We start from the raw sequence: 14,919 nt of genomic DNA, 5'->3' as shown, positions 1-14,919 counted from the left end.
GCCGTCGTCCGATCAGGTGACGACGACGGCGTTCGCGGAGAAGTCGGGCTGGGCGACGGGGCGGCCGAAGTGGTAGCCCTGGGCCAGGCGGTAACCGAGGCGGTGGAGTTCGGCGGCCTGCTCGGCGGTCTCGACACCTTCGGCGACCGCTCGCAGGCCGAGGCCGTTCGCGACTTGGATGAGCGCGGTGGCGATGACGGCGTGGCGGCCGGCCATGGTGATGTTGTCGACGAAGGACTTGTCGACCTTGATCACGTCGACGGGGACGGTCTGGAGGAGGCCGAGGGACGAGTGGCCGGTGCCGAAGTCGTCGAGGGCGATGCTGACGCCCAGGTCGCGGAGTTCCTCCAGGGCCTGCACGGCGTGGCTGCCGCCGAAGACCGCGGTCTCGGTGACCTCGACCGTGAGGTGCTCGACCGGCAGGCCGGTCTCGTCGAGGGCTGCCGCGACCACGCCGGAGAAGCCCGGCTGGGCGAGCTGGCGGGCCGAGACGTTCACGCTGATCTTGTGGGGGGCCAGGTCGCCGAGGTCGGCGCGCCAGTCGGCGGCCTGGGCGCAGGCCGTCCGCAGGATCCAGGCGCCGAGCTCGACGATGAGGCCGTTGCGTTCGGCCGCCGGGATGAACTGGTCCGGTGACACGAAGCCGCGCAGCGGGTGGTCCCAGCGGACCAGCGCTTCCACGGCCCGGATGCGGCCGTGGGGCAGCTCGACGATCGGCTGGTAGACCAGGCGGAACTGCCCGGTGTCGAGGGCGACCCGCAGCTCGGCCCCGATGCGGGCCTGTTCGTCGGCGGCGTCGTCGAGGTCGAGGTGATAGCGGCGGTGCTTGTCGCCGGACTCCTTGGCGGCGTACATCGCGACGTCGGCGCGGCGCAGGACCTCGAACGGGTTGGTGGTGCCCGTGCCGTCGGTGACGCCGATGCTCGCGTCGACCAGCAGGTCGTGGTCGTCGACCTGGATCGGGGTCCGCAGGGTCTCGGCGAGACACGTGACCGTGAGGTCGGCGGACTCGCACGTCGCACCCGGCATCAGGATGGCGAACTCGTCGCCACCCATGCGCGCCACGAGCACGTCCGGCCCGAGGGCGGTGACCAGCCGGCCGGCGAGCACCGCGAGGAGCTGATCGCCGACGGCGTGACCGAGGCGGTCGTTGACACCCTTGAAGTCGTCGAGGTCGAGCAGTGCCACCTGGACCGGTCCCGCGCCGAGGGCGCCGCGCAGGGCCTGCTCCAGCCGGCGGCGGTTGGGGAGACCGGTCAGGTCGTCGGCCATGGCGAGTTCCTGGAGCTGGTCCGCCTGCTCCTGGACGCGCGAGACGAAACCACCCATCCGGGCCACGACCAGCAGGAAGAGCACCACCGCGGCGGCGGCGATGGACAGCCGGTCGACGGCGTCCCCACCGATGCCCGGGACGAACAGCAGCGCCGGTGCGAGCAGCGAGCAGACGGTCAGGGCGGCGAGGCGCAGACGGGAGACCCGGACCTCCGAGACGCGGCCGGACGTGATGCCGGAGAACCGCATCGACGGGTGCAGAGCCGCGGCGCCCCAGGCGACGTAGGACAGCAGCCAGCCGGCGTTGAGCACGTCGAGGTCACCGTCGGAGTAGAGCGAGACCAGGGAGTACGCGATGTCGGCCACCAGCATGAGGATCGCGGCGATGCCGAGCAGCCGGGTGCTCGGGGCGCGGCGCTCCGTGCCGGTGTACAACCGGGCGAGCATCGCCAGCAGCAGGGCGTCCGCGGCCGGGTAGGCGACGCCGATGATCCGTTCGAGGGTCGAGGCGGTCGAGTCCGCCGCGATCGGGTGCATGACGAAGACCCAGAAGACCAGGCCCAGCCCGGTGCCGATGATCGCGGCGTCGACCAGCCCGGCCAGGTCGCGGCCCGACCGGCCCCGCACGAGCAGGACCAGACCCACGACCAGCATCGGGTACGCGCCCAGATAGAACACGTCAGCGAAGGACGGGTACGGCTCCTCGTGCAGGACGTACTGGTGGTACTCCCAGGTCAGGTCGCCGAGAACCCAGGTGATCTGCCCGGCGGCGAACCAGTACCACATGGCCGGGCGTTCGGGGCGGTGCAGGCGTACGGCGAGCAGGATCAGCAGCGCCGAGATCAGGCCGATCGCGTTGTAGGCCAGGTTGGCCGCCAGGCTGTCCTGCGGGAGCAGGAAGAACCCGCCGGTCAGCGACGTACCCGCCACCAGCCACAACCACCAGAGTCTGTCCTTCCGCACGGATGGCCATCGGCGTCCGGGCGGCACAGTTGAGGGTTCCACGGCTCAGGCGACGATCGTCACGGCGGCACCGCGGAAGTCCGGCTCCGGGACCGGCTTGCCGAAGTGGTATCCCTGCGCCAGGCGGTAGCCGAGGCGGTGCAGCTCGGTGGCCTGCTCGGCCGTCTCGACACCTTCGGCGACCGCCTGCAGGCCCAGGCCGTTGCTGACCTGGATGAGCGCGGTGGCGATGACCGCGTGCCGGCCGGCCATCGTGATGTTGTCGACGAACGACTTGTCGACCTTGAGGACGTCCACGGGGACAGTCTGGAGCAATCCGAGCGAAGAGTGGCCGGTGCCGAAGTCGTCCAGGGCGATCCGGACACCCAGTTCGTGGAGGTCCTTGACCGCCTGGACGGCCTGACCGCCGCCGAAGACCGCCGTTTCGGTCACCTCGACGATGAGGTTCTGGGCACCCAGACCGGTCCAGGCCAGCACCGATGCGACCAGCTCGGTGAAGCCGGGCTCGGCGAGCTGCCGGGCCGAGACGTTCACGCTGACCCGTTCGGGAGCGGCGTCACCGAGGGAGTTGCGCCAGACCATCGCCTGGGCGCAGGCGGTCCGCAGGATCCACGCCCCGAGCTCGACGATGAGGCCGTTCTGCTCGGCGACGGGGATGAACTCGGCCGGGCTGACAAAACCGCGGTCCGGGTGGTCCCAGCGGATCAGGGCCTCGACGGAGACGATGCGGCCGTCGGGCAGCGAGACGATGGGCTGGTAGACGAGCCGGAACTGGCCGGTGTCCAGCGCCGTCCGCAGCTCCGCCCCGAGGCGGGCCTCCTCACCGGCGCGCTCGTCCATCTCCGGCGCGTACCGGCGGTGCCGGGTGCCACCGTGCTCCTTGGCCGCGTACATGGCGACGTCGGCACGGCGCAGAACCTCGTACGGGTCGTCGGTGCCGGTGCTGTCGGCGACACCGACGCTGGCGCCGACCAGCAGCTCGTGCCCGGCCACCTCGACCGGCTTGCGCAGGGAGGCGGTGAGCCGGTCCACGATCGCGGCCATCTCGGCCGGTGTCGCGGTGGCGACCAGGACCGCGAACTCGTCGCCGCCCATCCGGGCGACGAGGTCGTCACCGCGCAGCCGCCCGGCGAGGCGTTCCGCCACCACGGCCAGCAGCCGGTCACCGACGGCGTGGCCGAACCGGTCGTTGACGTCCTTGAAGCCGTTCAGGTCGAGCATCGCGACCTGCGGCGAACCGGTGAGGACGGCCGCGGCCAGCCGTTCCTCGAAGAGCCGGCGGTTCGGCAGCCCGGTCAGGTCGTCGCGCATGGCGAGGTCCTCGAGCTGCTGCGCCTGACGCTGCACCTGGTTGACAAAACCGGACATCCGGGCGAGGACCAGCAGGAACAGCACCACGGCGCCGATGCCGATCGCCAGCCAGTTGAGCTGGTGGGCCCCGCGGGCGGCGCCCTGCACGAACAACAGCGTGGGGACGAGCAGGGTGCTCGCGGCGAGCAGGGCCAGCCGACGGCGACCGAGCCACGGCTGGGCGGGCCGCACCGGCACGGTGCGACCGGCCGACGGGTGCAACGCCGCGGCGCCCCAGCCCACGTTGGCCAGGATCCAGCCGCACGCGACCAGCCCTTCCAGCTCCGGCGCATGGATGATGACCAGCTGGAAGAACACGTCCGAGATCAGCAGGGCGGTGGTGCCCGCGGTGAGCAGGCTCAGGCCCACGGAGGGACGCCCGGACCGGGTCAGCATGCGCGCCACCACCACGAGCAGCAGCATGTCGCAGGCCGGGTACGCGGCGCCGAGCAGGCGCTGCACCATGGGGATCGACGCGTTCGCGGCGATCGGGCCGATGGCGGAGACCCACCACACCAGGCTGAGACCGGTGGCGACGATGGCGGCGTCGAGCAGCCCGGCCAGATCCCGTCCGCGCCGGCTCCCGGTCAGCAGCAGCGATCCGACCACCAGCAGCGGGTACGCGCTCAGATAGAAGCCGTCCGCCGGTGAAGGGAACGGCGCCTCGTGCAGCACCTGACGGTGGATCTCGTACGTGATGTCACCGGCGAGCCGGAAGCCGATGCCGGTGGCGAACACGTACCAGCCGAGGCTGTTGACGGGCCGGTTGCGGCGGATCCCCGCGAGGACCGCGACCAGGGTGGCCAGCACGAACAGGTCGAAGACAACCGCCGTGACCAGGGTGCCCTTCGGCAGGAAGGGGTACACCAGGGCGACGGCGAGGCCGGTCGCCGTCCACGCACCGACCACCCGGTCGACTCGAAAATTCCGCACGTCCCGCCATCGGCAGTGGCGCGGCTCACCTGAGTGATCAGGCCGGCCAGGCTCGGTCGACCAGCGCCGCCGTGTCCACGCCCCGCGGCAGCGTGCCGAACGTGTGCCCCCAGTCGCCGCCCAGCCGGCTGGCGCAGAACGCGTCCGCCACCACCGCCGGGGCGTGCCTGACCAGCAGCGATCCCTGCAGCACCACGGCCATCTGCTCGACGATCCGGCGGGCGTCGGACTCGAGGTCGTCGCCGTCACCGAGCAGCGCGGTCAGCTTCGCCGTGGCGGTGTCGAGCCGCCCGTCGGCGCCCGCGGCCAGGGCCACCTCCGCCCGGAACGCGTCCAGGCTGCCCGGGTCGCGGCGCATCGCGCGCAGCACGTCGAGGGCCTGGACGTTGCCGGAGCCCTCCCAGATCGAGTTCAGCGGTGCGTCACGGTACAGGCGGGGGAGCCCCGAATCCTCGACGTAGCCGTTGCCGCCCAGACACTCGAGGGCCTCGGCGACCACGGCCGGCTGCCGTTTGCACACCCAGAACTTGCCGACCGCGATGGCGAGCCGACCGAAGGCGCGTTCGTTCGCGTCACCGCGTACGCCTCGGTCCACAGCGCCCGCCAGACGCAGCGCGAGGGCCGTCGCGGCCTCGGACTCCACGGCCAGGTCGGCCAGGACGTTCCGCATGAGCGGCTTGCCGATCAGCGGGCCGCCGAAGGCGGACCGGTAGCGCGCGTGATGCACCGCCTGGACCAGCGCACCGCGCATCCCGGACGCCGAACCGGTCACACAGTCGAGCCGGGTCATCGCGACCATCTCGATGATCGTCCGGACGCCCTGACCCTCGTCACCGACGAGCCAGCCGACGGTGTCGTCGAACTCCGGCTCGCTGCTGGCGTTGCTGCGGTTGCCCAGCTTGTCCTTGAGACGCTGGATGCGGAAGGTGTTGCGCTCCCCGCCCGGCAGCACCCGCGGCACCAGGAAGCAGGACAGCCCGGCGGGCGCCTGCGCCAGCACCAGGAAGAGATCACACATCGGCGCGCTGGTGAACCACTTGTGCCCGCGCAACCGGTAGCTGCCGTCCGCGGCGGGGGTGGCGGTGGTCGAGTTCGCGCGGACGTCCGAGCCACCCTGCTTCTCGGTCATGCCCATGCCGGCGAGCAGCCCACGCTTGGTTCCCGGGTCGCGCAAGCCGGGATCGTACGCGCGGGCCGTCAGCAGGGGCTCGTAGACCGCGGCCAGCTCCGGGGCGTTGCGCAGGGCCGGGACCACGGCGTACGTCATGGAGATCGGGCAGGAGTGGCCGGCCTCGACCTGACTCCAGGTGAACAGCCCGGCCGCGCGGGCGACGTGCGCCCCGGCCCGCTGATCGGCCCACGGGGCGGCGGCGAGACCCTCGCCCACGGCGACGTCCATGAGGCGGTGCCAGGCCGGATGGAACTCGACCTCGTCGACACGGTTGCCGTACCGGTCGTGGGTCAGCAGGCGGGGCTCGTGACGGTTGGCGTCGTCGGCCCAGCGCTGCGCCTCGGGCTGCCCGCCCAGCTTGCCGAGCCGGTGCAGGTCGTCGGCGGCCCAGCCGGCGCCCTCACGGGCGACTCCCTCGAGCAGGGCGGCATCCGCGGCGATGTCGTGACCGGCCAGCGGTGGCGGCTGGTTCACGACCTCGTGAGTAGCAGGGGACATCTCCCCAATGTATGACCTTTACCGGCCTCACGACGACGGTGGGGACCAGGTCGCCGCCATCGCCAGGATGCAAGCCGCCACCGCGTCCGGGTCGACGAGCTGATGGAGGTGCAGGCCGGGCAGCCGCTCCACCGCCCACCCACGGGCGGCGGCCTCGTGCGCGACCTCCTCGTACGGCGGCGCGAAGAGCAGGTAACCGCACGGCTGCCCGTCCCACCCCTCGGGGACGGGGATCCGCTCCTCGTAATAGGCGAGCGGCAGCCGCGGCTGCTCGGCCTCCATCGCCTCCCGTGCGGCCCGGTCCGGGAACATCGGGGCGACGTCCGCCTCCTCGAACCACGTCGTCCACGGCGGCAGGATCCCGTCGACGGCGATGCCCCGCAGGAACTCCAGCGTCTCGGGTGTGGCCACCGGCGTTGTGCCCTGCCGCTCCGGCAGCGCCGCGTCGACGAAGAGGCACCCGGCGACCGGCCGGCCCAGCGCACCGGCGATCACCGGCACGAACAACCCGGCGTTGCTGTGCGCGACGACGACCACCGGAAGATCCGCCGGCAGTGCCGCGACCTGCTCGGCCACCAGCTCGGTGACCCGCGGCCAGAACGGCGCCGGAGCCGCCGCGACCCCGGCCAGCGACGGCACCACCACGGTCGCACCAGCGGCGGTGAGCCGTGCGGCGACCGGCCCCCACGTGCCGGGACCGACCGAGGGGCTGTGCACAAGAACGAAGGCGGCGTCCATGATGCTCACAGTCCCCGATCCGGCCCTCCCTGACCAGAGCGCCGGCCGAACTGTCCCGCTCTAAGGTCGGATCATGCAGCTCGCTGACGAAGTGCACGGGGAGGGCAGGCCGATCGTGTGCCTGCCGTATTTCAGCCTGGCCGCCACGGTCACGGCGGCCGCACTGGAACCGGTCTTCGCCGGGCGGTCCGGCTGGCAACGCCACTACCTGGACCTGCCCGGCCACGGCGCCGCCCCGCCGGGCCCGGGAACAGCCGCCGAGATCGTCGACCTCATCGCCGGCCGGATCGAGGCGCCCCGGTTCCACCTGGCCGGTTTCTCCGGCGGCGGCTACCTCGCCGCGGCCCTCACCCGCCGCTTCCCGGACCGCGTCGCCGGGCTGCTGCTCGTCGTCCACGGCGTCCGCTTCCGCAAGGAGGAACGCGACCTGCCACCCGACAACCGTGAGCCCGCCCCCGAAGGCTGGCTGACCGGCGTCGAGGACACCTTGCACGGCCACCTGAGCGAGGCGATCGGCCACCGCACCCCCGAGGTCGCCGCGCGCGTCGCGGCCGTGGTCGGCCCCCGCCTCTCCCGCTCCCAGGACTACCTGGAAACCCTGCGGGACAAGGGCTTCCCGCTCCCCGACGAGCTCTCACCCCTGGAGTACGACGGGAGCGCGCTCGTGATCACCGGACGTGACGACCTGGTCTGCGGGTACACCGACCAGTACACCGCCATGGCGCGTTATCCCCGCGGGACCTTCGCGGCCGTGGCCGGCGCCGGGCACTACCTGCCCTTCGAACGCCCGGAAGTCTTCACCGGCCTCGTCGGCGGCTGGCTCGACGCGCAGCGCTGACGGCAAACGCCCGGTCCCGCGGGTGCGGGACCGGGCGTCCGGGACGTGCGGTGGGTCAGCTCTGCAGGACGTTCCGGTCGGCGAGGAGCTGGGCCTGCTGCGGCCAGGTCGCCAGGCTCGGCGAGAACCGCATGCCGGCGGCGGCGATCGCGGCCCGGAGAGCCGCCTCGTCGCTGGCGGCGAGCCGGGCAAAGGTGGTGATGCCTGCCGACTGCAGGGCGCGGGCCATCTTGGGGCCGATGCCCTCGATGCGGGTGAGGTCATCCGGCTTCGCCGTCTCGGCGGCCGTGTCACCAGCCGTCACGCCGACCGTGTCACCAGCCGTGCTACCGGCCGGGTCACCAGCCGTGTCGCCGACCGGGTCACCGGCTGTCTCGCCGGCTTCGGGGAGGCGCTGGGCGGGCACGGCGTCGGCGAACGCCGGCTCCGGCTCGGCCGGTGCCTCGATGATGACCGGGGCGGGCTCGGAGGCCAGGTCGTCGTGAAGGGCGACAAAGCCGTTCTGGTCACCGGTGGCGAGCAGGCGCGCCTGCTCCGGCCACGTCGCCAGGCTCGGCGTGAAGCGCAGACCGGCCGCCTTGATCGTGGAGCGCAGGCTCTCGACGTCGGTGTCGGCCAGCTGCCGGAAAGTGCTGATGCCGGCGGCGACGAGGGCGGCCGCGATCTTCGGGCCGATGCCCTCGATGCGGACGAGCTTGTCGGGTGCGGGGGCGGCCACGCGCTCGGTGAGAGCCTCGGTCGGCAGGCCGCCCGCGACCGGGAGAACCACCGTCTCGGGCACGGCCTCGGTGGGCACGCCGCCCGCAACCGGCAGGACCACCGTCTCGGCGGTGGGCTCGGGCGTGGACGCCGGGACGGGCTCGGCGATCGGCTCGGTCGTGTCGGCGTCGGCCGGGGTGGCGTCGTGCGCGGACGCCGTGATCGGCTCGGGCTCCGTGATCGGCGCCGCTGCCACTACCGGCTCGGGCTCCGCGATGGGGTCCGCTGCTGCAACCGGCTCGGGCTCCGCGATGGGGTCCGGCGCCGCAATCGGCTCGGGCTTGGCGATCGGGTCCGCTGCTGCAACCGGCTCGGGCTCCGCGATGGGGTCCGGCGCGTCCACAGCGGCCGGGGAAGCAACGGGCTCGGGGTCCACAACCGGCTCCGGCGCGGTGATGGGGTCGGACGTGGCAACCGGCTCGGTGACCGGCGTGATGTCGGCGGTCGGCGCAGAGTCGCCGACAGGTGCGGTCTCGGCGACGGGCACGGTGTCGGGCTCGGTGTCCCGCGTGGTGTCAGCAACGGGCACGGTGTCGCGCTCAGTGTCGGCCGCAGCGTCGGTCGAGGCGGCGGGTGAGACGTCGGCCGAGGCGTCGGCGGCGGGTGTGGCGTCCACAACGGGCTCGGGGGTGGTCCTGATGACGACCGTCTCGGACGGGTCCGTGGCGGCCGGGATCACGACCGTCTCCGCGGCCGGCTCGGTGCCGGGCCGGATGACAACCGTCTCCGCCGACTCGGCGACCGGCTCGGCGTCGGTGTCCGCGGCGACCGCGGGCGACGAGGAAGGTGTGGCGGGGGACGGCTTGGCGGCGAGGGTGCGGCCCCGGATCAGCCAGCCCGCGAGCAGGCCGACCAGGAGCGCGGCAACGATGGACAGGAGCATTGCCACGGCATGCCTCCGAAAGCGGGGAGCGAGATGTAGGCGCGCAGCTTTGCACATCTCGATACCGCATCGAGCACGGCGTGCCGTATTCGTGACTCCCGTGTGCGGTAATTCGTCCGAGCGGTCACAGCCGCGGCTTGAGCAGGGTGATCCGCGAGGCGCCGAGCTCGGTGACGTAGAGGTTTCCGGTGGCGGTGTCCTGCGTGACGTCGAGTGGCTGGCTGAATCCGGTGAGTCCGCTCAGGCCGGTCGTGCGGTTGCTCAGCGCGCCGTTCGCGGCGACGTCGAACGTCTCGATGTCCTGTCCCGCCGAGTAGCGGACGACCAGGAGTTTGCCGTCGAGGGCACCGCCGCGGTATTCGATCGCGCCGTTCGCGGACGCGTGCAGGCCCGCGTCGTAGGTGCCGGCCAGATCGAAGTTCGGGTCGGGGAGAGTGCCGACCGGGTACGCGCCGACCTGGAACGGATCGGTGCCCGCGGTCGGGTTGCCACCGGCGAGCACCCACTCGCAGCGTTGCGGGTTCGGGTGGCCGTAGTAGCGCCCCTGCTTCACGTCGAAGACGTAGTCGGTCTCCGCGGTCGGCACACCCGTCAGCGCCGGTACGCCCGGACCCGTGTACCCCCGCCGAGCACACGACGCGGGCAGCGTCGCCGGTGTGGCAGGCGTGTTGCCGCCGGCCGCCGAGCCGTTCGTGGGGGCGTACAGGTGGCCGTTGCGGTGCCACACCAGGTCGAAGGCGTTGCGGACACCGGTCGCGTAGATCGTCAGCGGTGCACCGGCGGCGTACGGGTTGTAAGTGCCGCCGTCCGCGGTTCTTGCATCTGTGGGCGTACCGGAAAAGGCACTGGGGTCGAGGCGCAGGACGGCCGCGCTGAGCAGTTGCTCGGGCCGGTTGCCCCACGTGGAGTCGGCCGCGCCCATGGCGTTGTTGGCGCCCTGTGAGACGTAGAGCGCGCCGTCGGGTCCGAACGCGAGCGAGTTCGTCTCGTGGTCCTTGACCGAGCGGGGCAGGTTGACCACGACGGGTGTGTAGGTGCCGAGGTTCGTGCCGGTGAGCCGGCCGATGCGCCCGGACCAGTCGGGGACGTTCAGCGGCCCGGTGTACTCGTAGTTGTCGGTGACCCAGAGGGCGCCGGCCGCGTCGAAGGCCATGCCGATCACCGTGCGGGCGGGCGCGCCGGGGAGTCCCAGCGCCGCCGCGTTGTCACGGACCGCGGTGATGATCGTGGCCGTGCCGAGTGTGCCATCGGCGTTGATCGGGAAGCGGAAGATGCGGCCGTCGAGGGTGCCCGCGTAGAGGCGGCCGTCGGGACCCTTGACGACGGTCGTGAACGACGCACCGGTCGCCACCCCGACGACCTTGTCGAAACCCGGTCCGCCCGAGGTCGTGGTCGCCCCGGTCGTGAAGACGATCGAGTACGGCGTGAAGGCCCGCCCGCTCACGTCCCGCACCCCGGAGGTCAGGCTGAACCGGTACGCCGTGTTCGCCGCCAGGGGCACGGTCGGGGAGAGGTTGACGACGTCCCCGCCGCCGCTGGTGATCGTGGTGGCGGGCACCGCCACGCCGTCGCTGACACGGGTCAGCGTCACGGTGGTGCTCGTCAGCGACGCCGGGTCGACACCACCGCCGGGCAGCACCAGATCCTCGACGACGCTGGTCGTGAGCGGTACGCCCGTCGCGCCGTTCGCCGGAGTGCTGGTCCGGACGCGCGGGCTCGTTCCCGCGTCCGCGACACCCACGATGTCCACGTAGTTCAGCTTGGTGTTGGTGCCACCGGCCGGGCTCAGCGTCAGCCGCCCGTCGGCCACGGTGACCGTCCGGGTCGCGGTGGCGTGCTTGACCGTCGCCGTGGGCACGAAGGCCGCGACGGCGTTCTGGTCCTCGATGCTGAGCCAGTGCGAGCTGTTGACCGCGGTGCCGGCGTCACCGACCGCGGCGGTCATCGTGTAGGTGCCGTTCGGGACGGCCGCCTCCCACGACCCCGGCGTGGTCACACCGGCCGACCCGGCGGGCAGTTGGGCGTGAATCAGCGTGGCGAGGCGGACGTCGCTCTGCGCCGCGTCGGGGTTCCGGTTGCGGCCGTTGCCGGCCAGGCTCAGTGGTGTTGCCGTGCCGGACTGCACCCAGCCGTAACCGCGGGTCGCCGCGTACGCGTCACCGGAGTCGCGGACGTAGCCGGCCGGGGGCGCGGTGGCAGCGTCGGAGAAGTTCACGTTCAGGTCGAAGGTGACCCGGGCGATCTCCACGTAGTTCAGCTTGGTGTTGGTGCCGCCGACCGCGTCGACCGTCAGCCGTCCGTCGCTGACGGGCACGGTCACGGTCGCCGTCCGGAACTCCGCCACGGCCGTCGACACGAAGCCGGACACCGCGGCGACACCCTCGACGCGGACCGTGTGCGCACTGTCGTACGCCGGCTGGTCGCCCACCGACACCGTCACCTGGTACGACCCGGCGGGCACCGCGTACTCCCACGCGCCCGGCGTCGGCACCCCGGTCGTGCCGCCGACGTCGCCGTACTGGAGGTGGATGACCGTGTCGAGCCGGGCGTCGATGCCGGTGCGCGCACGGCTGCGGGTGTTGCGGGTCAGGTCGAGCGGGTCGTGCGTCCCGGACACGACCCAGCCGGACCCGCGCGCGGCGTCGTACGCCAGCCCGGTGTCCGCGGTGTACCCGGCCGGAACAGCAACCGCCGCGGGCTGGAAGTTGACCTTCGCGACCGGCGTCACCGCGGCCTGCGCGGGCGTCACCACGGCGAACGGCGTGATCAGTGCGGCGACGGCCACGATCCACAGACGACGGTGCAGCACGGTTGTTCCCCCAGATCCGGCCCCCCACAGGCACGGATCCACGCTGGCACGACCGCCGGGCCGCCCGGCCTGTCAGGAACTTGTCGCCGGTGTCGGCCCAGCTCAGAGCCCCGGTGATTGGTCGGTGCGCGATCACTGCGCGCGAACGGTAAGACGCGGCCAAATGCGGAGATCAGGCGGTGTACCGGCCCTATCGCGGCGCACTGACGCGCACTCGGTCGCCATTGCCGCCGTCGTCTTTCCGGCGATAGGACTCCTGGTTCGAGAGCATCGCGTCGGTGTTCCGTTGCGCCCAGACGTAAACGGCGAACAATGGCTCGACGAGGGACTGCCCCTGTTCGGTGAGCTCGTAACGGACCTTGACGACAGCACCCGCCGGAACTGACACGCGACCGATCAGTCCGTAGCTCTCGAGCATGCGCAGGGACTGGACGAGCATCTTCTTGGACACGCCTTCGATGCGCTTGAGCAATTCGCCGAAGTAGTGCGGCCTGTCGGCCAGCGCGACAATGATCAACGAGACCCATTTGCTGCCGAGCCGTTCGAGAATCTCGCGGGTCGGGCAGTCGCCTACGAACGCGTCGGTCTCGGCGGCGCGGGCCAGGATGGGGTGCTTGCTCACGGTAGTCACTTCAAAGTGCCTGCTATCTGCTCCGAAGGTGGTCTCTTACGGTTACCACATGCTTTTACGCATCACGGACTGATGACGCAGCTCCGTGTACCAAGAAGAGGACATCTCGCCATGAAACGCTGGATCTTGCCACCCGACGCCACCGATGCGTCCGGCCTTGTCCTGGAAGACGCCGACATCCCGGAGCCCGGCCCCGGCGAAGTCCGGATCAAGGTCGAGGCCGCGTCGATCAACTTCCGGGACCAGCTCATCCTGACCGGATGGTACGGCCGCACCGAAGGCCGGAGACTCATCCCGCTGTCGGACGCAACCGGCACCGTCGACGCTGTCGGCCATGATGCCGATCATTCGTGGGCGGTCGGGGACAGGGTCACCAACACCGGCGTACGCGGCTGGGAGGACGGGATACCGGTCGAAGATCTTGGGCTGGGCCTGGGATCGCTCGATGTCGACGGTGTTCTGGCGGAGTACGTCGTTCTGCCGGCGGACCAACTGGCACGAGCACCACGCAACTTGGATTCCGCCGAGGCGTCCACACTGCCGATTGCGGGAGGCACCGCCTGGAACGCGATGTTCGGCGATCACCCGATCGGCAAAGGCGGCTCGATGGTGACGCTGGGAACGGGTGGAGTGGCGCTTTTTGCCGTCCAGCTGGGTGTCGCGGCCGGCGCTGACGTTCACGTTGTCGTGCGCCGCGGCGACCACGTCCGGAAACTCCGCGACATGGGTGTGGCGAGCGTGATCAACAGCGTCGATTCCCCGGACTGGGCGGCCGAGGTGGGGAGCAGCATCGGCAGTGTGCGCAAGGTCGTCGATACCGTCGGCATGGGAGTTCTGCCACAGGCCATGGAAGCGGTCGGCAAGATGGGCGAGATCGCGAGTGTCGGACTCTTCGAGGTGGACCCGAAGCCACTCGGCCGCAGCCTGCTGGCCAAGCAGATCACCGTCCGTGGAGTGGCCGGTGCCAGCCGGCGGATGCACCGTGATCTGGTGGAGTTCATCGAAACGCACGATCTCCACCCCGTCGTTCATCAGCGTTACGACTTCGCCGATGCCCCGTCTGCCTATCGAGCGCAAGCAGCCCCCGGCATCTTCGGCAAGGTTGTCATCGAGGTGTCCCGTTGAGCGCGGTGCCTGCTCACCAGCGGTGTGGCAACGACCGCCGGATCAGCGGTGGCGCCGGGCGATCGCGTACAGATCGCGGGCCGGACCGGTGAGCTGCGCACCCGCCGGCCAGACCGCCCGCAGCTGGCGTTGCAACGGCATCGCCGACGGCACCGCGACGAGCGTCCCGGCGGCCAGCTCGGCGGTCACGGCCAGCGAGCTGAGCACCGCCGCTCCGCTGCCGGCCGCGATCGCGTGCTTGATCGCCGTCGTCGACGACAGCTCGAGCAGCGGCGCCGCGGCCACCAGCGGCTGCAGCGCCTCCTCGAACGCCCGCCGTGTGCCCGAGCCGGCCTCGCGGGACACCAGCGGGGTCGCGGCCAGCTCGTCCGGTGTGACACCGCGCCGCCGTTTTGCCCACGGGTGGCCCGTGCCGACGACCACGGCCAGGCGGTCGGCTGCGACGGCCTCGGCGTGCAGCCCGGCGGGCACGTCCGGCCCCTCGACAAAACCGAGGTCCACTTCGCCGGCGAGGACCGCGGCCGCCACCTCGGCGGAGTTGGCGGCACGCAGCGTCACGCTCAACCCCGGATGCCCGGACCGCAGGGCGACCAGCCACGCGGGCAGCAGGTATTCCGCCACGGTCTGACTCGCGGCGACGGCCAGCCGGCTCTCGTGGGTCGTCCGCAGCGCCGCGACACCGGTGGCCAGCGCGTCGGCGGCGTCCACGGCGGCCCGGGCCCAGTCGGCGACCAGTGCACCCGTACCCGTCAGCGTCGAACCGCGGGGCGAGCGGTGCAGCAGGGTCAGCCCGAGCCGGCGTTCCAGCTCGCGCAGGCGGGCGCTGGCGGCCGGCTGGGAGATGTGATGTGCTGCCGCCGCGCGACCCACACTGCCCAGCCGCGCGACGCTGAGCAGCAGGTCGAACGCGGTGAGGTCGGTGACCTGCGGCGGCAGAGGCATAACCGCA

The 14,919-nt window shown here is 71.8% G+C and carries 10 protein-coding genes; 2 read left to right on the top strand and 8 right to left on the bottom strand.

Features of this window, described 5'->3' with window-relative positions; all coding sequences use genetic code 11:
* Positions 1-12: 12 nt before the first annotated feature.
* From AFR_RS26070 to AFR_RS26055, 4 genes are read right to left on the bottom strand one after another with little or no spacing between them, the layout of a single operon-like run.
* Positions 13-2,235, bottom strand: a complete 2,223-nt coding sequence (locus tag AFR_RS26070; RefSeq protein WP_041841146.1) for a putative bifunctional diguanylate cyclase/phosphodiesterase — start codon at positions 2,233-2,235, stop codon at positions 13-15.
* 45 nt (positions 2,236-2,280) lie between these two features.
* Positions 2,281-4,518, bottom strand: coding sequence for a putative bifunctional diguanylate cyclase/phosphodiesterase (locus tag AFR_RS26065; protein ID WP_052359471.1), 2,238 nt, complete (start codon positions 4,516-4,518; stop codon positions 2,281-2,283).
* A 37-nt stretch (positions 4,519-4,555) separates the two neighbouring features.
* Positions 4,556-6,187 carry an isovaleryl-CoA dehydrogenase gene (locus AFR_RS26060; protein ID WP_052359470.1) on the bottom strand — a complete coding sequence of 544 codons (1,632 nt, stop codon included), beginning with the start codon at positions 6,185-6,187 and terminating at the stop codon, positions 4,556-4,558.
* Positions 6,188-6,214: 27 nt separating this feature from the next.
* Positions 6,215-6,925, bottom strand: coding sequence for an alpha/beta hydrolase (locus AFR_RS26055; RefSeq protein ID WP_041841144.1), 711 nt, complete (start codon positions 6,923-6,925; stop codon positions 6,215-6,217).
* Between the two features lie 73 nt (positions 6,926-6,998).
* Here AFR_RS26055 and AFR_RS26050 point away from each other — a divergent pair, with 73 nt between their 5' ends.
* The gene (locus AFR_RS26050; protein ID WP_023364152.1) at positions 6,999-7,763 is read left to right on the top strand and encodes an alpha/beta fold hydrolase; all 765 of its coding nucleotides are present in this window, start codon (positions 6,999-7,001) and stop codon (positions 7,761-7,763) included.
* 55 nt (positions 7,764-7,818) lie between these two features.
* On the opposite strand, the gene AFR_RS48820 is transcribed toward AFR_RS26050, so the two are convergent.
* The 3 genes from AFR_RS48820 to AFR_RS26035 form a co-directional block, all read right to left on the bottom strand.
* The gene (locus AFR_RS48820; RefSeq protein ID WP_023364150.1) at positions 7,819-9,405 is read right to left on the bottom strand and encodes a helix-hairpin-helix domain-containing protein; all 1,587 of its coding nucleotides are present in this window, start codon (positions 9,403-9,405) and stop codon (positions 7,819-7,821) included.
* 124 nt (positions 9,406-9,529) lie between these two features.
* Positions 9,530-12,214, bottom strand: coding sequence for a PQQ-dependent sugar dehydrogenase (locus AFR_RS26040; protein WP_023364148.1), 2,685 nt, complete (start codon positions 12,212-12,214; stop codon positions 9,530-9,532).
* Between the two features lie 190 nt (positions 12,215-12,404).
* Entirely contained in the window at positions 12,405-12,836 is a 432-nt protein-coding gene (locus tag AFR_RS26035) for a winged helix-turn-helix transcriptional regulator (protein ID WP_023364146.1), read from the bottom strand.
* Positions 12,837-12,971: 135 nt separating this feature from the next.
* Here AFR_RS26035 and AFR_RS26030 point away from each other — a divergent pair, with 135 nt between their 5' ends.
* A complete protein-coding gene (locus AFR_RS26030; RefSeq protein WP_238547138.1) occupies positions 12,972-13,970 on the top strand; it encodes a zinc-dependent alcohol dehydrogenase family protein in 999 nt (332 codons plus the stop codon).
* A gap of 42 nt (positions 13,971-14,012) precedes the next feature.
* Here AFR_RS26030 and AFR_RS26025 read toward each other — a convergent pair whose 3' ends face one another.
* Positions 14,013-14,912 carry a LysR family transcriptional regulator gene (locus AFR_RS26025; protein WP_023364142.1) on the bottom strand — a complete coding sequence of 300 codons (900 nt, stop codon included), beginning with the start codon at positions 14,910-14,912 and terminating at the stop codon, positions 14,013-14,015.
* Positions 14,913-14,919 lie beyond the last annotated feature (7 nt).

The organism is Amorphoplanes friuliensis DSM 7358, from assembly GCF_000494755.1.
Lineage (GTDB): Bacteria > Actinomycetota > Actinomycetes > Mycobacteriales > Micromonosporaceae > Actinoplanes > Actinoplanes friuliensis.
Note: the sequence above shows the minus strand (reverse complement) of the source record. Positions and strands in the feature narration are given on the sequence as shown.